This is a genomic window from Mycolicibacterium arseniciresistens (assembly GCF_030519285.1).
GTDB lineage: Bacteria > Actinomycetota > Actinomycetes > Mycobacteriales > Mycobacteriaceae > Mycobacterium > Mycobacterium arseniciresistens.
This window is the reverse complement of record NZ_JAUMSQ010000025.1, coordinates 30027-48067: the sequence shown is the minus strand read 5'-3', so window position 1 is coordinate 48067 and position 18041 is coordinate 30027. Positions and strand designations below refer to the sequence as shown.

Below are 18041 nucleotides of genomic sequence, written 5' to 3'. Positions count from 1 at the left end.
TGTGGCCCTTCGCTTATCACCGCAAGTGGTGTAGACCACAATAGAACGTGTTCTAATTCGCCGACAAGGAGGGTGACGTGGGCCTACGGGTCGTGCAGTGGGCGACGGGCGGAGTCGGGGTCGCCGCGATCAAGGGCGTGCTCGAGCACCCCGACCTGGAACTCGCCGGATGCTGGGTGCACTCAGCGGACAAGGCCGGACGCGACGTCGGGGACCTGGTGGGTGTCGACCCGATCGGCATCGCCGCGACCAACAGTGTGGAGGACATCCTCGCCCTCGACGCCGACGCGGTGATCTACGCGCCGTTGCTGCCCAACCCCCAGGAGGTCGAGGCGCTGCTGCGCTCGGGCAAGAACGTCGTCACCCCGGTCGGCTGGTTCTACCCGGGGGAGAAGGAGAGCGCACCGCTGCGTACCGCCGCCGTCGAAGGCGGTGTCACGTTGCACGGCACCGGCATTGCGCCGGGCGGCATCAGCGACAAGTTCCCGCTGATGATGTCGATCATGTCGACCGGTGTGACGTTCGTTCGCGCCGAGGAGTTCTCCGATCTGCGCACCTACGACGCACCCGACGTGCTGCGCTACGTGATGGGTTTCGGCGACACGCCCGAGAAGGCGCTCACCGGACCGATGCAGAAGCTGCTCGACGGCGGTTTCATCCAGTCGGTGAAGATGATCGTCGACGCCATGGGGTTCAACGCCGACCCGCAGATTTGCGCCACGCAGGAGATCGCCGTCGCGACCGCGCCGATCGACTCCCCGATGGGCGCCATCGAACCCGGGCAGGTCGCAGGCCGCAAGTTCCACTGGGAGGCGCTCGTCGGCGACGAGGTCGTCGTGCGGGTCACCGTCAACTGGCTGATGGGACAGGAGAACCTGGACCCGCCATGGGATTTCGGACCGGCGGGCGAGCGCTACGAGATGGAGGCGAAGGGCAACCCGGACTTCGCGGTGACCATCAAGGGATTCCAGCCCGAGAGCGTGGCGGAGGGCCTCGAGTGCAACAACGGAATCGTGGCGACAGCGGCGCACTGTGTGAACTCGGTGCCCGCGGTGTGTGCCGCCGCGCCGGGCATCGCCACCTACCTCGACCTGCCGTTGATCAGCGCCAAGGCGGCGCCGCGGCTGCGCTGACCCGAAGACTCACGGCTGCACCAGAATCCGGATCGGATCGCCGTCGGCCTTCTCCAACTTCTCGATGCCGAGTGCCACGTCCTCCAGCGGAACGACGGCACTGATCGAGCGCGACAGGTCCAGGCGGCCCAGCGAAACTAGTTGAGCCAGTGTGCCGATGTCGGAGTTCTGATACCCGAGGTGTCCGAGCACCTGGCGCTTGAACAGGTTGAAGATCGAGGTCGGCCCGATGGTGGGAGCGTCGGCGCTCATCCCGACACCGACGAGCCTGCCGCCGACGGTCAGGCTGTTCAGGGCCTGCTCGAACGTCGACCCGAGGCCGACCGCGTCGAACGCGACGTCGAGGTTGCGTCCGCCGGTGACCTCGGCGATCCTGCCCGCGAGGTCGGGGTCGCGCGCGTCGAACGCGTGGTCGGCGCCGACGGCCAGCGCCCTGTCGAGGATGGCGGGTTTGATGTCGACCGCGATGATCGGGGCGGCGCCGACCAGCCGGGCGAGTTGGATGATGTGCGTGCCCAATCCGCCGACACCCCAGACGCCGACGGATTCGCCGATACCGACACCGGCCGTCCGGACCACCGCCCCATAGGGCGTCGAGACGGCGTCGGCCAGGATCGCGGCCTGCTCCATCGGCACGTTGTCCGGAATCCTCGTCAGGCCGAACGCCTGAGCCACCGTGTATTCGGCCCAGCCGCCGTCGTAGGCGAACGCCATCAACCGGATGCGCAGGCAGTTCGACATGTCGCCGCGGCGGCAGTTCACGCATTCCAGGCACGGCTTGCCGGCGGCCACCACCACGCGGTCGCCCTCCGCCCAGCCGGTGACGCCGGGCCCGATGGCCGCGACGGTGCCCGACGTCTCGTGCCCCTGGGTGACCACCGGCAGCTGCGAGGGAAATGTGCCGTTGATCAGGCTGAGGTCGGAGTGGCAGATGCCGCAGTACGCGACCTTGACCAGCACCTCACCCGGGCCCGGCGCGGGAACCGGGACGTCCTCCACGGTGACGGTCCTGGTGTCGGCGTAGAAGCGCTGCGCGCGCATGGTGGCCATCCGCCTCACGGTAGGCGACGGCTGGCACACTCGGGACCCGTGACAACGAAAAGGGCACTGGTCCTCGCCGGCGGCGGGATAGCGGGTATCGCCTGGGAGACCGGCATTCTGCAGGGCATCGCCGACGAGTCGCCGTCGACGGCGCAGGCGCTGCTCGGCGCCGACGTCCTGCTGGGCACCTCCGCCGGATCGACGGTCGCCGCGCAGATCAGCAGCGGCACGGGCCTCGACGCGCTGTTCGAGCGCCAATTGGCTACGGCGTCCGCCGAACTCAGTCCGGCCGTCGGCATCGAAGGCATCGTCGAACTGTTCGTCGGCGCGATGGCGCAGCCCGGCCTGACCACCACGCAGAAGCTGCAGCGGATCGGCGAGATCGCGGTGTCCACCCCGACGGTCGACGAGGCGGTGCGGCGCGACGTCATCGCCGCCCGGCTGCCGTCGCACGAGTGGCCCGACCGGGTGCTGCGGATCCCTGCGATCGACACCGCGACCGGTGAACTCGTCGTCTTCGACCGGTCCGCCGGTGTCGGCCTCGTCGACGCCGTGGCCGCCAGTTGTGCGGTGCCCGGTGCATGGCCGCCGGTGACGATCGACGGCCGCCGCTACATGGACGGCGGTGTGGGCAGCACCATCAATCTGCGCTTCGTCGACGACTGCGACGCCGTCGTGGTGCTGGTGCCGTCCGGCCGGAACTCGCCGTCGCCGTTCGGCGGCGGCGCTGCCGAAGAGATCGCCTCACACGGTGACCGGGTGCTCGGGGTGTTCGCCGACGACGACGCGCTCGCCGCATTCGGCGCCAACCCGCTCGACCCGGCATGCCGCATCCCCTCCGCACAGGCCGGGCGGACACAGGGCCGCCGGGTGGCCGCTGAGATCGCGGCGTTCCTCGGCTAGGGGGTCAGCAGCGGGCTGAGGCCCGGCGCCTCCAGCTCGTCGAGCGCGCGCGTCGCCAGCTCGCGGCCGACCTGGATGACCTCAGCGGCGCGGTGGAAGTCGAGGCTGCGGCAGACGGTGCGAGGCACCTCGATCAGCAGATCCGGCGGGTAGCCGGCCAGCGTGTGGCGGGCCAGCGCTGCCTGCGCGATGTCGATGGTGCGGTTCATCACCTCGAAGCTGCTCAGCCGGGGCACCACGACGTCATCCACCTCGTCGAGGTCCTCGGAGCCGTCCCCGTCGGCAGCGTCGTCGACGGTGCCGTCCTCCGGGTCTTCGGTGGTGCCGAACCGGCTGAGCATCGACCGCACCGCGGGCGTGTCGAGCACTGCGCGAGCCGACTTGGTGTCGAGCAGCGCAGATGTGCTGCGCAGCAGGCGGTTCAGCCATTCGGTGTTGACGCCCGACTGGTCGCCGTCGGGTTCGGCGCGCCCGCCGGACTCGCTGCCGCTCAGGCTCACCGCGATCGTCAGGTCGGCGTTGACGGCCGAGATCGGCGCCATCGGCAGCGGGTCGAGGATGCCGCCGTCGGCGAGCAACCGGCCGTCCAGCACGTAGGGCATGATCACGCCGGGAATGGCGATGGAGGCGCGGATCGCCTCGTCGAGCGGCCCGCGCTGCAACCACACCGACTTGCCCGCGATCAGATCCGTCGTCACCGCGGTGTACGGGATCGGGAGGTCCTCGATCGCCACCTCGCCGAGGATCTCGCGGACCGCGTCGATGATCTTCTCGGCCCGCAGCACCCCGGCGGCGGTGATCGCCGGATCGAGCAGCCGGAGCACCGCACGCTGCGTCAGGCCCTTCGCCCACTCGGCGTACTCGTCGAGCTTCCCCGCTGCGTGCAGGCCGCCGACGAGGGCGCCCATCGACGACCCCGACACCCCGACGACCTCGTAGCCGCGGCCGCGCAACTCGTCGATCACCCCGATGTGCGCGTAGCCACGAGCCCCGCCGCTGCCCAGCACCAGAGCGACCCGCTTGCTCATGGCGCTATTGTGCGCCCTGCCGGTTCGAAACGGTCAGCCGCACAACTCGCCGGCCGCCGCCTCGACCGCGACGATCACCGCCGCCTGCCGCGGCGGTGTCAGCTTCGACCACGGCGTGCCGAACGTCCCGGGCCCCGCGGAGTCCGAACGCTGCAGCTCGCCGAGGTACGGCTCGATCTGCGACGCGAGGTCGCCGCCCTTCTCGGTCATCCACGTCCTGGCGGCGTTGCACGCCTGGAAGTACTCCTCCTCGGTGGACTCCGCTGGCGAGCCGACGGCGGTGGTCACCCCGCCCGGCGTCACCTCCTGCGCGCCCGGGGCCGCCGTGCGCGTCTCCGACGTGGCCGTCGTCGACGGGCCGGGCTGCGGCGAAGTGCCGGGGACGGCGTCGTCGGAGCCCGACGAACAGCCGGCGAGGGCGAGGACACCGGCGGCCGCGAACACCACTGCGGGGTAGCTGCGCATACCGCTCAATCTAGGCAACCGCGCGAAGCGGCCCGCCGCCGCCTGCGTCAGATGCCGGTGCAGAGCGAGACGAACGGGATCGGCGCACACACGCCGATCGAGAACCCGGGGGTCGGGTCGCCGTTCCACGGCGGGGGAGGTGGCGGGGGTGGCGGGGGTGGCGGTGGCGGGGGAGCACCCACACACGAGTTGGACGGCGCGTCGTACACCGTGCCGGGGCCGCACTCGGCGGCACTGCCCACACCGGGCGTCGCGACCGTCACGAACAACAGCGGCGCGAACGAGGCAGCCGCGGCGACTGCCAGATGTCTGATCTTCATTGCAGGCCTCCTGCAGCGTCTCCCCACGGCCCGAACACGACTTTACCCCCGGGCGAAGGCGTCGAACCAACGCTTCGACACTCTGTTCGCTCCGCCGGCGCTCGGGAGCCGACCAGCGCTTTTCCAGATTCATCCTGAGGTTAAAGCCGGCGGCTACCGGGCCGTCCCGGGCTGTGGAACACTTGGCGCTGTGACGAAGACGACTGACCGTCTGGAGTGTTGTCGGGCCTGACGCCCGCCCCCGATCCGTCCCGTCACACCCCTTTGGAGCTCCTCCATGGTTTCCGCGGTTTCCACGCGTCCCCTCACGCTGCCGCCCGTCGCGGTTGCCCCGGCCGTCTCGGCGCCCACCCGGCTCCGGTTGCCCGATCTGCTGCACGCCACCGACGCCGGCGCCGACGAGGTGCTCAGCGGCCGCTACGACCACCTGCTGCCGAAGCGCGGCGTTCCGAGTGACGACCGCTGGTTCACCCGCATGTACGGCGACGACGAACTCGACATCTGGCTCATCAGCTGGGTGCCCGACCGGTCGACCGAACTGCACGACCACGGCGGCTCGCTCGGCGCGCTCACCGTGGTGTCGGGATCGCTGTCCGAAACCCGCTGGGACGGCGAGGCTTTGCGGCGCCGGCGGTTGTCGGCGGGCGATCAGGCCGGCTTCCCGCTGGGTTGGGTGCACGATGTGGTGTGGGCGCCGGACCCCGTTCCGACGCCTACGCTCAGCGTGCACGCCTACTCGCCGCCGCTGACGGCGATGTCGTACTACGAGGTCACCGATCGGCAGACGTTGCGGCGCAACCGCACCGAACTCACCGAACACCCGGAGGGATGAGCATGGCCAGCCGCATCGACCGCATCCTCGATAGTGCGCGATCGCGTCTCGAGCGGATGCCGGCCCGCGACGTGCCCGCAGCGCTGGAGCGCGGCGCCCTGCTGGTGGACATCCGTCCGCAGGCGCAGCGGGCCCGCGAGGGCGACGTGCCCGCCGCGCTGGTGATCGAACGCAACGTGCTGGAGTGGCGCTGCGACCCGACCAGTGACGCGAAGATCACCCAGGCCGTCGACGACGACGTCGAATGGGTGGTGCTGTGCTCCGAGGGTTACACCTCGAGCCTGGCCGCCGCCGCGCTGCTCGATCTCGGGCTGCACCGGTCCACCGACGTGATCGGCGGCTACCACGCGCTGAAGGCCGAAGGCGTCCTCGTCTAGCTCTCTGCGTCGGCCTTCTTCTTCTTCTTTCGGTCGGCGGCCGGGGCCGCGTCCGACGTCGCGCGCTCGCTCCTGGAACGGATCTGGTCCGTGGCCTTTTCGACGCGGTTCTTGATTCGCGTTCGAAGGTCCTTCGCCGGCTTCGCCGAATCGTCGGCCTCTCGCGTCGCATCCCCTCGGCCGGTCAACGACTTCTTCGTTTCGGCTGCGGCGCCGCGAAGTTCGTCGCGCGCCTGCTTCAGATTGCTCCTGACCTCGCTGAGCACGCCGGCGGGGCGCAGAAGCTGCTTTTCCGTCTTCGGTGTCGAGGGCAGCGTGGGCGCGGGGGCGGTGTCGACGGGTGCCGTGTCGAGCACGGCCGGGCCGATATCGAGTTGCGGGTCGACCGCAGCCGCCGGCTTCGGCGTGACTGGATCGACGACGGTTTCGACGCCCGTGCCGGGTTGCGCGTCGACCAGAGTCCCGGCCGGTTCGGCCGGATTGACGGCGACGTCTTCCTTCGCCGTCGGCGCCACCTCCGTCGTCGCCAGACTCACGTCGACCAACGTCGATCCCACCGGTGGCCGCTCTTCATCGTGGTACGGAAGCAGATCCGACAGGTCGCCGAGGAAATCCCGCACCGACGTGCGGAAAGCCTCATAACCCTCGGCGAACTCCGTCGACCCGGGGAACGGCGGAAGCGGGGGCAGGTTCGGCAGGAAGAAGTTCAGCTCGTCGATCCCCAGCTGGATCAGCGCGTCCACACTCCAGGAGATACCTTCGGCGAGGTTCTGCCCGAAGCTGCCGTCGCCGTCGATCCAGTCGAGCGTGTTGTGGACGATCGCATGGACGATGCGCTCGCCGAAGTTGTAGAGGATCATCACCTGGGGTGCGAGCCACCCGACGTACGGGATCCATCCGACGGCGTATTCGCCGAGTTCGAAGCCGTACCGGACCCACGGCTCGATGATGTGGTACGCCTGCTCGAGACCGCCGGCCACAGAACCCGGCGTGGGCAGCGGCCCAGTAACCGGCGGCTGCGGTACCTCACGGGACGGGGACGCGCTGGGCCAGAAGATCTGCTGCCACCACTCGTACAGTTCCGGGAACTGGCTCGTCTGCGCGGCGGGCCGCACGTCGGCCACGTACCGCACGGCGGCTGTTTCGGTCACAGGTGGCGTCACCGTCGGCGATGCGACAAGCGCACTGATACCGACGACGGCCACTCCGGTGCAGATCGATCTTGAGACAAGCGTCATGATTGCTCCTCAAATGACGCCGATGACGCAAACATAGCCCCCGACCCGGGAAATGAAGGTGTTTGCGCGGAAATGCTCCGGTCAACCGGTGACCGGTTTAGTTAGCTGCTCTCGCCGGAACGCAGCATCGGCCGCAGCCGTTCGGTCTTCTCCGGCGTCCACCCCGGCGGCTGCATGATCGCCGCCCACGCGTTGGCGACGTCCCTGACGTAGACGTGGCCGTGCCCGTCCGGCACGTCGATCGCCACCGCCATGTCGGCCGACACCTGGAGGAACGTCACCACCGGAATCCACTTCATCCGGGCGGTGCGGTCGTAGCCGGGCGGTTCCTCGAGCCAGTCGGGCCGGGCGAACAGCAGATCCGGGTTCCACCACGAGATCGGGTCGGAGGCGTGCTGCAGGTACACCGCCCGCGGCACGCCCCACGGATCGGCTGGCCGCTCGAGGTTCTCCGGCCGGGCGGCGAACCGGACGTTCTCGCCCTTGTCGTAGATCGGCAGCCACTCCGGCGATCCGGCGTCGCGGTTGAGCGTCAGGTCGGTCCAGATCGTGTTGTTGAATGTCGGCCCGCTGAACAGCGCGCCGTCGGTGCGGGCGACGAGGTTGTTCAGCGCCAGGAACGGCGCCTCGCCGCCGAAGGAGCCGAGGCTCTCGCCGAACACCACCAGTAGGGGCCGTTGCGCTTCGGGCATCGCCCGGATGAGGCCGTCGACGGCTTCGAACAGCGCCTGCCCGGCCTGGCGGGCGTTCTCCTTATCGACGAGGAACGACAGCCAACTCGGCAGGAACGAGTACTGCATCGACACGATCGCGGTGTTGCCGTTGAACATGTACTCCAGCGCGGCGGCCTCGGCGCCGTTGATCCAGCCGGTGCCCGTCGATGTGGCCACCGCGACCACGTCGCGGTCCAGGCCGCCGGTGCGCAGCAGTTCCTGCGCCGCGAGTGCGGCGGTGGCCTTGATGCCGTCCGCGGAGTTGAGTCCCGCATAGGCGCGGATCGGCTCGACGGCCGGTGTGCCGTTGAACCGCGTGAGCTTCTCCGCCGGCGTCGCCCCCGCGACGAACACCCTGCCCTGATGGCCCAGGGACTCCCAACTGACCAGCGACTGCGGGCCGCCGGACTGCAGTGTCGACGTGGGCGCCGCGAAATCCGGGTCGGTCTCGTCGTTGACCGCCTCGAAGGTGTTGTTGATCGTGCTCATCGCGAAGCGGACGACCACGCCGTTGAGGATCGCGATCGTCAGCACCAGCAGCAGGGCCACCACCACGACGGCCGAAACTCGCGGTGGGGCAACGCGTTCGAGCTGGCGCATCAGGAACAGGATCAGCCTGCGGATGAGCTGGCCGACCTCCACGAGGGCGAACAGCACCACGACCGACAGCACCGCCGTCAGCGGATGGTCCCAGAATCCCAGCCGCGGCACCCCCATCAGGTCGCGGACCTGGTCCTGCCACACATGGAAGTACACGATCATCAGCACCTGGCCGGTGACGCCCACGACGAGCAGTCCGAGCCACGCCCATGCCGGGGCACGCGGACTGGAGTTCCTCGAGAGCATGAAGCGGACCAGCCACACCCCGAACACGCCGAGCGCGTAGCCGAATGCGCCTGCGCCGCCACTGACGAGGCCCTGGAACAGCGGCCCGCGGGGCAGCAGCGACGGCGTCATCGAGAACCACAGGAACACCAGACCGACGGCGGTGCCGAAGAAGGTGTAGCGGCGTAGCCACCAAGGTCGTTTGGCGGGCGGTTGCTCGTCCTGCGGAGGCGCCTGCGGTTCGGCCTCCGCGGTCTCGGTCACCAGAGCACTTTAGCGATGGGTGAAGTTCGGCGGGCGCTTCTCACTGAAGGCCGCCATCCCCTCCTTCTGGTCGGCCGTGGCGAAGGTGGAGTGGAAGAGCCTGCGCTCGTAGAGCAGGCCTTCGGCCAGTGAGGATTCGAACGCGCGGTTGACGGCTTCCTTGGCCATCCTGGCGGCGTTCAGTGACATGCCCGCAATGGTCTTCGCGACGGCGTTGGCCTCGTCGAGCAGCGTGTCGGCGGGGACGAGTCGCGACACCAGGCCGCTGCGCTCGGCCTCCTCGGCGCCGATCGTGCGGCCCGTCAGGATGAGATCCATCGCCTTGGCCTTGCCGATCGCGCGGGTGAGCCGTTGCGAGCCACCCATTCCGGGCAGCACGCCGAGCTTGATCTCGGGCTGGCCGAACTTCGCGGTGTCGGCGGCGATCAGCACGTCGCACATCATCGCCAGCTCGCAGCCGCCGCCCAGCGCGTAGCCGGCGACGGCCGCGATGGTGGGCGTGCGGGTGGCCGCGAATGTGCCCCAGGGCGCGAAGAAGTCGGCCGCGAAGACGTCGGCGAACTCGAGGGTCGCCATCTCCTTGATGTCGGCGCCCGCGGCGAAGGCCTTCTCATTGCCGGTGACGATGATGGCACCGATGCCCGGATCCTGGTCGAGTTCGGTTGCGGCAGCACCGACTTCGGCCATCACCTGGCTGTTGAGCGCGTTCAGCGCCTTCGGCCGGTTCAGCGTGATGGTGCCGACGCGGTCGTCGCGGGTGACGAGGATGGTCTCGTAGGACGTCACGGTTGTTCCTCCGGGAAGGTCAGGTCGGGGTCGGCGGGGGCGAAGTAGGCGTCGACGTCTTCTTCGGTGACGTCGGCGATCGAAGGTGGCGACCACTTCGGGTTGCGGTCCTTGTCCACCAGCTGCGCACGGATGCCTTCGACGAGGTCGTGGGATCGCAGCGAGCCGCTCGACGTCCGGTACTCCTGGCGCAGCACGTCCTCCAGGGTGGCGAGTTCGCCGGCGCGGCGCACGGCTTTGAGCGTGACGGCCAATGAGACGGGGGAGCGGCCGCTGATGAGGTCGGCCGCTTTGTCGGCCGGTTCGGCGCCGTGACCGCGCAGGGCCGCGACGATGTCGGCGATCGTGTCCCCGGCATAGCACTCGTCGATCCACTCCCGCTGCTCGAGCAGGGGGCTCGCCGGCGGCTCGACGGTGTGGGCCTTCAATGCGGCTTCGACCCCGTCGGCGACGAGTGTTTCTGTGAACGCTCTCAGTGAATCGTGCGGGATGTAGTGGTCGGCGAACCCCATTGCGATGGCGTCGGCGCCGGAGAACGGCGCGCCCGTCAATGCGGCGTGCAGGCCGAGCAGGCCCGGCGCGCGGGACAGCAGATAGGTGCCGCCGACGTCGGGGATGAAGCCGATGCCGACCTCGGGCATTGCCATCTTGGTGGTGTCGGTGACGACACGGACGTCGCCGTGCGCGCTGACGCCGACCCCACCGCCCATCACGATGCCGTCCATCATTGCGACGTAGGTCTTCGGATAGCGGCCGATCACCGCGTTGAGCTGGTATTCCTCGTACCAGAACTGGCGGGCCTCGGAGCCGTCGGCCTTGGCGCTGTGATAGATCGCGACGACGTCGCCACCGGCGCACAGGCCTCGTTCACCGGCGCCGGTCAGCAGCACGGTGTGTACGTCGTCGTCGTGTCTCCAGGCGTCGAGCGCCTCGGCGAGGGCCGTGACCATGCCGTGGTTGAGCGAGTTGATCGCCTTCGGCCGGTTCAGGGTGAGCAGGCCGACGCTGTTCTCGACGGTTACTAGGACATCCTCGTTTTCTGCCACGAGTAGCAATCTAGATCGTCGCCCGCCTCTCACGTCCGACGGGTAATGTTTTGCCACGAACCGGCCACAGGAAGTTCCCAGGATCCCTTGTCATCTCGGGAACCAACTCGGCGCCGGTGATCGTTGAGAGTGTGTTCGTCACTCGAACCACAGCACAGGAGAGGATCCGACGGTGCGCGAGAGCAGCAACCCGGTATTCCGCTCGCTGCCCAAGGGGCAGCAGGGCGGATACGCGTCATTCGGTACCGGAGCCGCCGGCTACGGTGCCCAGCAGACACACGCTGAGCCCTATACCGCTCAGTACCCCGAGCAGACGGGCGTCGCCCGGCCGCTGACCATCGACGACGTCGTCACCCGCACCGGCATGACGCTGGCCGTGCTGACGGTTTCGGCCGTGGTCTCCTTCTTCCTGGTCACCCAGAACATCGGGCTGGCCATGCCGCTCACCCTGATCGGTGGCCTCGGCGGCCTGGCGCTCGTGATGATCGCGATGTTCGGCCGCAAGCAGGACAACCCGGCCATCGTGCTGAGCTACGCGGTGCTCGAGGGCCTGTTCCTCGGCGCGGTGTCGTTCCTGCTGACCTTCAACATCCAGGGCGCCAGCGCCGGCGGGCTGATCTCGCAGGCGGTGCTCGGCACCTTCGGCGTGTTCTTCGGCATGCTGGTCGTCTACAAGACCGGCGCCATCCGTGTGACGCCGAAGTTCACCCGCATGCTCGTCGCCGCCATGATCGGCGTGGTCGTTCTCGCCCTCGGCAACTTCGTCTTCGCGATGTTCACCGATGGCGCCGGCCCACTGCGTGACGGCGGCCCGATGGCCATCATCTTCTCGCTGGTGTGCATCGGCATCGCGGCGTTCAGCTTCCTGCTGGACTTCGACTCCGCTGACCAGATGATCCGTGCCGGCGCGCCGGAGAAGGCCGCGTGGGGCATCGCCCTCGGCCTGACCGTCACGCTGGTCTGGCTCTACCTCGAGATCCTGCGGCTGCTGACGTACTTCCAGAACGACTAGCAGCCTTCGCGAGGGAAGCCCGGCACCGGACGAGGTGTCGGGCTTTCTGCGTTGTGGAGGCGGGCTCTTGCGTTGAGTTTGCGTACTTTGCGTTGACTCTGCGTGCAGGGTGGTCGCTACTCGCACTTCGTCGCCGTGAGCGCAGAGTCGTCGGGGTGGGCGGTAGTCAACAGAGGGCGATCTGTCCACAGGCGGGATCGCCGCGCCAAATCAGAAGTCCGAATTGTCGGCTGCCGTCGTGACCCTGCATTCATGGACGGCGAACCCTTCATCGGCTCCGAGGCGCTCGCGGCCGGCCGACTGACCCGCCACGAACTCCGCCGGTATCACCGAGCGGTGATGCCCGACGTCTACGTCGAGCGGCGGGCCGAGCCGTCGTTGCATCGACGGACAACGGCGGCCTGGTTGTGGACGCAACGCGAAGGCGTCATTGCGGGCCTGGCGGCCGCATCACTGCACGGATCCAAATGGGTCGACGACGACGTACCCGTCGAGTTGATCTGGCGAAATGCACGCACACCAACCGGTGTCATAACCCGCGCCGACACGTTGATCGAGGACGAGGTGCTCACGCTTGACGGTCTTCTCGTCACCTCTGCCGCGCGGACGGGTTTCGATCTGGGCCGCCGCGGACCGTTCGTGACGGCGGTAGCCCGGCTCGACGCGTTGATCCGAGCGACGGACATCAAGACCGTCGACATCGAGATTCTCGCCGCAGCACACCGGCACACGCGCGGGCTGCGCCAGCTCGAGAGAGCCCTCGACCTCGTGGACGCCGGTGCCGAGTCCCCGCAGGAGACCAGGCTGCGACTCCTACTCATTCGCAACGGGTTTCCGCGACCCCGCACGCAGATCCCGGTGCTGAGTCCCGATGGCTACAGGACCTACTACCTCGACATGGGTTGGGAGGACCGCAAGCTGGCCGTCGAGTACGACGGCGATCACCATCGCACGTCGAAAGAGCTTTACGCCTACGAGATCCGGCGCGCCGAGGACATCGCAACGATGGGTTGGCACGTCATTCGCGTGGCGGCGCGCCACTCAGAATTCGACGTCATTCAACGCGTGGAGCGCGCATGGCGGCTCTTGTCCCGTTGACTCTGCGGCCAGGGTGCTCTCCACTCGCACTTCGCCGCCGTGAGCGCAGAGTCAACGCCACAAGCTAGGAAAGGCGCTCCACGATCATCGCCATGCCCTGGCCGCCGCCGACACACATGGTCTCGAGGCCGAACTGCTTGTCCTGGGTCTGCAGGTTGTTCAGCAGCGTGGCGGTGATGCGGGCGCCCGTCATGCCGAACGGATGGCCCAGCGCGATCGCGCCGCCGGACACGTTGAGGCGCTCCTCGTCCATGCCGAGCGCGCGCGCCGAGCCGAGGACCTGGACGGCGAACGCCTCGTTGATCTCGTAGAGGTCGATGTCGCCGATGCCCATGCCCGCGTTGGCGAGCGCCTTCTTCGACGCCTCGATCGGGCCGAGGCCCATGATCTCCGGCGAGAGCCCCGACACCCCGGTCGCGACGATGCGCGCCAGCGGCTTCAGGCCCAGTTCGCGAGCCTTCTCGTCGGACAGGATGACCACCGCGGCGGCGCCGTCGTTGAGCGGGCAGGCGTTTCCGGCGGTGACGGTGCCATTCGGCCGGAACACCGGCTTGAGCTGGCTGATCTTCTCGTAGGAGGTGCCGGCGCGCGGGCCGTCGTCCTTGCTCACGACGGTGCCGTCCGGCAGCGTGACCGGCGAGATCTCCCGCTCGAAGAAGCCGCTGTTGATGGCCTCCTCCGCCCGGTTCTGCGACCGCACGCCCCAGTGGTCCTGGTCCTCGCGGCTGATGCCGGTGTGCAGCGCGACGTTCTCGGCGGTCTGGCCCATCGCGATGTACACGTCGGGCAGCGAGCCGTCCTCGCGCGGGTCGTGCCACTCGTCGCCGCCGGCAGCGGCCTGGGTCGAACGTTCCTGAGCCTCGGCGAACAGCGGGTTCTTGGTGTCGGGCCAGCCGTCGGCGTTGCCCTTGGCGAACCGCGACACCGTCTCGACGCCCGCGGAGATGAAGGCGTGGCCCTCGCCGGCCTTGATCGCGTGGAAGGCCATCCGCGACGTCTGCAGCGACGACGAGCAGTAGCGGTTGACGGTGGTGCCGGGCAGGAAGTCGTAGCCGAGGGCGACGGCCACGGCGCGGCCGATGTTGAAGCCGGACTCGCCGCCGGGCTGGCCACAGCCCATCATCAGGTCGTCGATGTCATGCGGGTCCAGCGACGGGACCTTGTCCAGCGCGGCGCGGACCATCTGGGCGGCCAGGTCGTCGGGTCGCATGTCGACCAGCGACCCCTTGTTGGCGCGGCCGATCGGCGAGCGGGCGGTGGCGACGATGACGGCTTCAGGCATGACGGCTCCTCAACTTGCTGGTCACCGAAGAACCTAGCTGGCGGGCCCGACGATCGGCGCGGGCACCCCGGTGGTGGGCCGGCGCCACAGCCGTGAGACGCCGCCGATCCGCTCGAGCAGCGAACTCCCCTCGGGGGCGCGCGGCTCCAGGGCAGTGTCGGTGTCCGCGGTCGAGACGCCCAGCGCGGCGCACAACGCGGGCAGCAGCTGGTTGCCCGCCAGCGCATAGCCGTCGGCGGACGGGTGGAACATGTCGTCGGAGATCATCAGGTCCGGCGCGTTGAGGAACTCGGGTGACAGCAGGTCGGCGAACGGCACCGGCATGCCGCCGGCCGCCCGCACCGCACCGGCCTGTGCGCGCGCCAACCGCAGGCCGAGAGTGCGGGTCACCATGCGCAGCGGCTGCGGGATCGCCGTGAGCACGCCGAAGTCCGGGCAGGTGCCGACGACGACGACCGCGCCCGCGGCCCGCAACCGTCGCACTCCGTCGCCGAGGCGGCGCGCCGATGCCCTGATGCCGTTGGGCCGCGTGATGTCGTTGGCGCCGATCATGATGACCGCGGCATCCGGCGGTGGCCCGGCGACGAACATCGCGTCGATCTGGCCCTGTAGACCCTTCGACGTGGCGCCGACGATGGCCTTCGTGCTCAGCCGGATCCGCTTCCCGGACGCTTCGGCCAGCCCGCGTGCGAGGAGGACTCCCGGCACTTCGTCGGCCACCCGGCAGCCATAACCGACGGCCGTGGAGTCGCCGAAGATCATCAGGTGGATGTCGAACGGCACCCCCCGCGTCCACTTCTCGACCGGTCCGCCGCCGGGGGAGTAGACGCCGTCGGCGCGCGGCGGAATGTCGAAGGCCTTCGGGATGGTCTGACGTGCCTGATCGGCCTGCCCGATCAGCAGATTGCGGGCTCCGACATAGGCGGAGCCCGTCGATGCGAGCGTGGCCGCAGCGGCGAGAGCGACGGTCGTTTTTCGCGGTGCACGTATGCCCACGCGGCCAGTTTAGGTGCCGAATCGGTCATTGACCGCGTGGCGGCGCCTACTGGCAGTCACGGTGCGGTATCAACTCCGGTACGAAATTGGTTTAACAAGCTAGGAAAACGGAAACAGGTGTCAAGCTAAGTCACCGGGATTGGCTGACACAACATGCCCCCGGGGCACTACAACGGCGTAGGAAGTGGTGGCGATGACCGCACCTAGTAAGGTTCCCAGCACTCCTCGTGCTGCCATTCATGCAGCTAGAGCCAATAAACCGCGTCGATATCCGGTCAGTGACGGGGCGCCGGTCGAGGTGCTCGAGGACGGTCCCAGCCTCGCAGGACGGCTGGTCGGACTGGTCGCGATGGCCACGATCAAGCCAACTCTGGCCATCGGTAGCTACGCCCCCAAGATGCCCTGGCCCTGGGGAATGGTGGATTTCGCCTGCCGGATCTTGCGGCCGCCTCCGGGCACGGTCCGGGCGACGATCGGCCTGACGAACTGCAATGCACAGTTGGTGCGGGCGCCGGGTGTGCTGCCCGCCGACGGTAAGCGCAGCGTCATCCTGTACCTGCACGGCGGCGCGTTCATCACCTGCGGGGTGAACAGCCACCACCGCATCGTCAATTCGTTGAGCGGCTACGCCGACAGCCCCGTGCTGGTGGTGAACTACCGGATGATCCCCAGGCACTCGGTGGGCCAGGCCCTCGACGACTGCTATGACGCCTACCGGTGGTTGCGGCTCAAGGGCTACGAGCCCGACCAGATCGTGCTGGCCGGCGACTCGGCGGGTGGCTACCTGTCGCTGGCCCTCGCCCAGCGTCTGCTCGCCGAGGGCGAGGAGCCGGCCGCGATGGTCACGATGTCGCCCCTGTTCGAGATCGACAACGAGCGTCGAGCCGAGCACCCCAACGTGCGCAGTGACGCGATGTTCCCGGCGCACGCGTTCGGAGCCCTGGTGGACCTCATCGAGCACGCCAACCGGCGCAATCCCGTCGCCGGCGTGGCGCCGGAGATCTACGAACCGCTCGACCACATCGAACCCGGCCTGCCGCGCACGCTGATCCACGTGTCCGGCTCGGAGGTTCTGATCAGCGACGCGCGAAAGGCGGCCCGGCTGCTCGCCGAGTCGGGTGTTCCCGTCGAGATCCGCATCTGGCCTGGTCAGATGCACGTTTTCCAGATCGCGGCTCCGATGGTGAAGGAAGCGACGCGGTCGCTGCGCCAGATCGGCGAGTACATCCGTGAGGCCACGTGGTGAGCTGACCGCGGGCCTGACACGATGGACTCATGCGCATCGCCCGGCACGTCAGTGAGCTCATCGGCAATACCCCTCTGGTACAGCTGAACTCCGTTGTCCCTCACGGCGCTGGCACGGTCGCCGCGAAGATCGAGTACCTCAATCCCGGCGGCAGCTCCAAGGACCGCATCGCGATCAAGATGATCGACGCTGCCGAGGCCAGCGGCGAGCTCAAGCCCGGCGGCACCATCGTCGAACCCACCTCGGGCAACACCGGCGTCGGCCTGGCGCTGGTCGCCCAGCAGCGCGGCTACAAGTGCATCTTCGTCTGTCCCGACAAGGTCAGCGAGGACAAGCGAAACGTGTTGCGCGCCTATGGCGCCGACGTGGTCGTCTGCCCGACGGCAGTGGCGCCCGACGACCCGGACAGCTACTACAGCGTCTCGAACCGGCTCGTCACCGAGATCGACGGCGCCTGGAAGCCCGATCAGTACTCCAATCCGATGGGACCGGAGTCGCACTACGAGACGACGGGTCCGGAGATCTGGGCCGACACCGACGGCAAGGTGACGCATTTCGTCGCGGGCGTGGGCACCGGCGGCACCATCACCGGCGCCGGTCGCTACCTCAAGGAGGTCTCCGGCGGGAAGGTGAAGATCATGGGCGCCGACCCCGAGGGCTCGGTCTACTCCGGCGGCACCGGCAGGCCGTACCTGGTCGAGGGTGTCGGCGAGGACTTCTGGCCCTCGGCGTACGACCCCGCGGTGCCCGACGAGATCATCGCCGTCTCGGACGCCGACTCGTTCGAGATGACCCGGCGGCTGGCCCGCGAAGAGGCGCTGCTGGTCGGTGGATCCTGTGGCATGGCGGCGGTCGCCGCGATCCGGGTCGCCGAGCGGGAAGGCCCCGATGCTCTCGTGGTGGTGCTGCTGCCCGACGGCGGCCGCGGATACCTGTCGAAGATCTTCAACGACGCCTGGATGTCGTCCTACGGCTTCCTGCGCAGCAGGCTCGACGGGTCGATCGAGCAGTCGACCATCGGAGATGTGTTGCGCCGCAAGTCGGGTGCGCTTCCCGATCTGGTGCACACCCATCCGTCGGAGACCGTGCGCGACGCGATCGGCATCCTGCGGGAGTACGGCGTCTCGCAGATGCCGGTGGTCGGCGCCGAACCGCCGGTGATGGCGGGCGAGGTCGCAGGCAGCGTCTCCGAGCGCGAGCTGCTCTCGGCGGTGTTCGAGGGCCGTGCCAAGCTCGCCGACGCCGTCGCCGACCACATGGGTCCGCCGCTGCCACTGATCGGCGCCGGCGAACTCGTCAGCACGGCGGCCAAGACGTTGCGCGAATGCGACGCGGTGATGATCGTCGAGGACGGCAAGCCGATCGGCGTGCTGACGCGTCATGATCTGCTCGGTTTCCTGTCCGAGGGCAGCGGCCGCAGGTAGGCTCAGCCGCCC

At 68.7% G+C, this 18041-nt stretch carries 18 protein-coding genes; 8 read left to right on the top strand and 10 right to left on the bottom strand.

The features are described 5' to 3' along the window. The first annotated feature begins 77 nt into the window (after nucleotides 1-77). A complete protein-coding gene (locus Q2100_RS05935) occupies nucleotides 78-1133 on the top strand; it encodes an NAD(P)H-dependent amine dehydrogenase family protein (protein WP_302913231.1) in 1056 nt (351 codons plus the stop codon). Between the two features lie 9 nt (nucleotides 1134-1142). On the opposite strand, the gene Q2100_RS05930 is transcribed toward Q2100_RS05935, so the two are convergent. Beyond that, nucleotides 1143-2183, bottom strand: coding sequence for a zinc-binding dehydrogenase (locus tag Q2100_RS05930; RefSeq protein ID WP_302913230.1), 1041 nt, complete (start codon nucleotides 2181-2183; stop codon nucleotides 1143-1145). A 39-nt stretch (nucleotides 2184-2222) separates the two neighbouring features. Between Q2100_RS05930 and Q2100_RS05925 the strand changes: the two genes are divergently transcribed. Continuing rightward, nucleotides 2223-3077: a patatin-like phospholipase family protein gene (locus Q2100_RS05925; protein WP_302913229.1), complete on the top strand. Its 855-nt coding sequence runs from the start codon at nucleotides 2223-2225 to the stop codon at nucleotides 3075-3077. Here Q2100_RS05925 and Q2100_RS05920 read toward each other — a convergent pair. From Q2100_RS05920 to Q2100_RS05910, 3 genes are read right to left on the bottom strand one after another with little or no spacing between them, the layout of a single operon-like run. Then, nucleotides 3074-4105, bottom strand: coding sequence for a patatin-like phospholipase family protein (locus Q2100_RS05920; protein WP_302913228.1), 1032 nt, complete (start codon nucleotides 4103-4105; stop codon nucleotides 3074-3076). The two genes, Q2100_RS05925 and Q2100_RS05920, sit on opposite strands and share 4 nt — an antisense overlap. Nucleotides 4106-4138: 33 nt before the next feature. After that, the gene (locus Q2100_RS05915) at nucleotides 4139-4570 is read right to left on the bottom strand and encodes a lipoprotein LpqV (RefSeq protein ID WP_302913227.1); all 432 of its coding nucleotides are present in this window, start codon (nucleotides 4568-4570) and stop codon (nucleotides 4139-4141) included. 47 nt (nucleotides 4571-4617) lie between these two features. Further along, the gene (locus tag Q2100_RS05910; protein WP_264012811.1) at nucleotides 4618-4890 is read right to left on the bottom strand and encodes a hypothetical protein; all 273 of its coding nucleotides are present in this window, start codon (nucleotides 4888-4890) and stop codon (nucleotides 4618-4620) included. 277 nt (nucleotides 4891-5167) lie between these two features. On the opposite strand from Q2100_RS05910, the gene Q2100_RS05905 reads away from it, so the two are divergent. Both Q2100_RS05905 and Q2100_RS05900 read left to right on the top strand, forming a co-directional pair. Next, nucleotides 5168-5722: a cysteine dioxygenase gene (locus Q2100_RS05905; protein ID WP_269892464.1), complete on the top strand. Its 555-nt coding sequence runs from the start codon at nucleotides 5168-5170 to the stop codon at nucleotides 5720-5722. Between the two features lie 2 nt (nucleotides 5723-5724). After that, on the top strand, nucleotides 5725-6099 hold the full coding sequence (locus Q2100_RS05900) for a rhodanese-like domain-containing protein (RefSeq protein ID WP_302913226.1): 375 nt from the start codon (nucleotides 5725-5727) through the stop codon (nucleotides 6097-6099). Here Q2100_RS05900 and Q2100_RS05895 read toward each other — a convergent pair. The 4 genes from Q2100_RS05895 to Q2100_RS05880 form a co-directional block, all read right to left on the bottom strand. Next, entirely contained in the window at nucleotides 6096-7223 is a 1128-nt protein-coding gene (locus Q2100_RS05895; protein ID WP_302913225.1) for a hypothetical protein, read from the bottom strand. The two genes, Q2100_RS05900 and Q2100_RS05895, sit on opposite strands and share 4 nt — an antisense overlap. A 215-nt stretch (nucleotides 7224-7438) precedes the next feature. After that, nucleotides 7439-9139 carry an alpha/beta hydrolase gene (locus Q2100_RS05890; protein WP_302913224.1) on the bottom strand — a complete coding sequence of 567 codons (1701 nt, stop codon included), beginning with the start codon at nucleotides 9137-9139 and terminating at the stop codon, nucleotides 7439-7441. A 9-nt stretch (nucleotides 9140-9148) separates the two neighbouring features. Beyond that, nucleotides 9149-9925: an enoyl-CoA hydratase gene (locus Q2100_RS05885; protein ID WP_302913223.1), complete on the bottom strand. Its 777-nt coding sequence runs from the start codon at nucleotides 9923-9925 to the stop codon at nucleotides 9149-9151. Beyond that, nucleotides 9922-10971 (bottom strand): enoyl-CoA hydratase/isomerase family protein, encoded by a 1050-nt coding sequence (locus Q2100_RS05880; protein ID WP_302913222.1) that lies wholly within the window; start codon nucleotides 10969-10971, stop codon nucleotides 9922-9924. The genes Q2100_RS05885 and Q2100_RS05880 overlap by 4 nt, the downstream gene beginning before the upstream one ends. A 172-nt stretch (nucleotides 10972-11143) precedes the next feature. Between Q2100_RS05880 and Q2100_RS05875 the strand changes: the two genes are divergently transcribed. Beyond that, the gene (locus tag Q2100_RS05875) at nucleotides 11144-11983 is read left to right on the top strand and encodes a Bax inhibitor-1/YccA family protein (RefSeq protein WP_302913221.1); all 840 of its coding nucleotides are present in this window, start codon (nucleotides 11144-11146) and stop codon (nucleotides 11981-11983) included. A 252-nt stretch (nucleotides 11984-12235) separates the two neighbouring features. Next, nucleotides 12236-13081, top strand: coding sequence for an endonuclease domain-containing protein (locus Q2100_RS05870; RefSeq protein ID WP_302913248.1), 846 nt, complete (start codon nucleotides 12236-12238; stop codon nucleotides 13079-13081). Between the two features lie 64 nt (nucleotides 13082-13145). Here Q2100_RS05870 and Q2100_RS05865 read toward each other — a convergent pair whose 3' ends face one another. Beyond that, the gene (locus tag Q2100_RS05865) at nucleotides 13146-14363 is read right to left on the bottom strand and encodes an acetyl-CoA C-acetyltransferase (protein WP_302913220.1); all 1218 of its coding nucleotides are present in this window, start codon (nucleotides 14361-14363) and stop codon (nucleotides 13146-13148) included. A gap of 33 nt (nucleotides 14364-14396) precedes the next feature. Next, a complete protein-coding gene (locus tag Q2100_RS05860; protein ID WP_302913219.1) occupies nucleotides 14397-15359 on the bottom strand; it encodes an SGNH/GDSL hydrolase family protein in 963 nt (320 codons plus the stop codon). Between the two features lie 193 nt (nucleotides 15360-15552). Here Q2100_RS05860 and Q2100_RS05855 point away from each other — a divergent pair, with 193 nt between their 5' ends. Further along, nucleotides 15553-16605, top strand: coding sequence for an alpha/beta hydrolase (locus tag Q2100_RS05855; RefSeq protein WP_302913218.1), 1053 nt, complete (start codon nucleotides 15553-15555; stop codon nucleotides 16603-16605). Between the two features lie 29 nt (nucleotides 16606-16634). Next, complete coding sequence (locus tag Q2100_RS05850) at nucleotides 16635-18029, top strand: cystathionine beta-synthase (protein ID WP_302913217.1); 1395 nt, start codon at nucleotides 16635-16637, stop codon at nucleotides 18027-18029. Nucleotides 18030-18041: the final 12 nt, after the last annotated feature.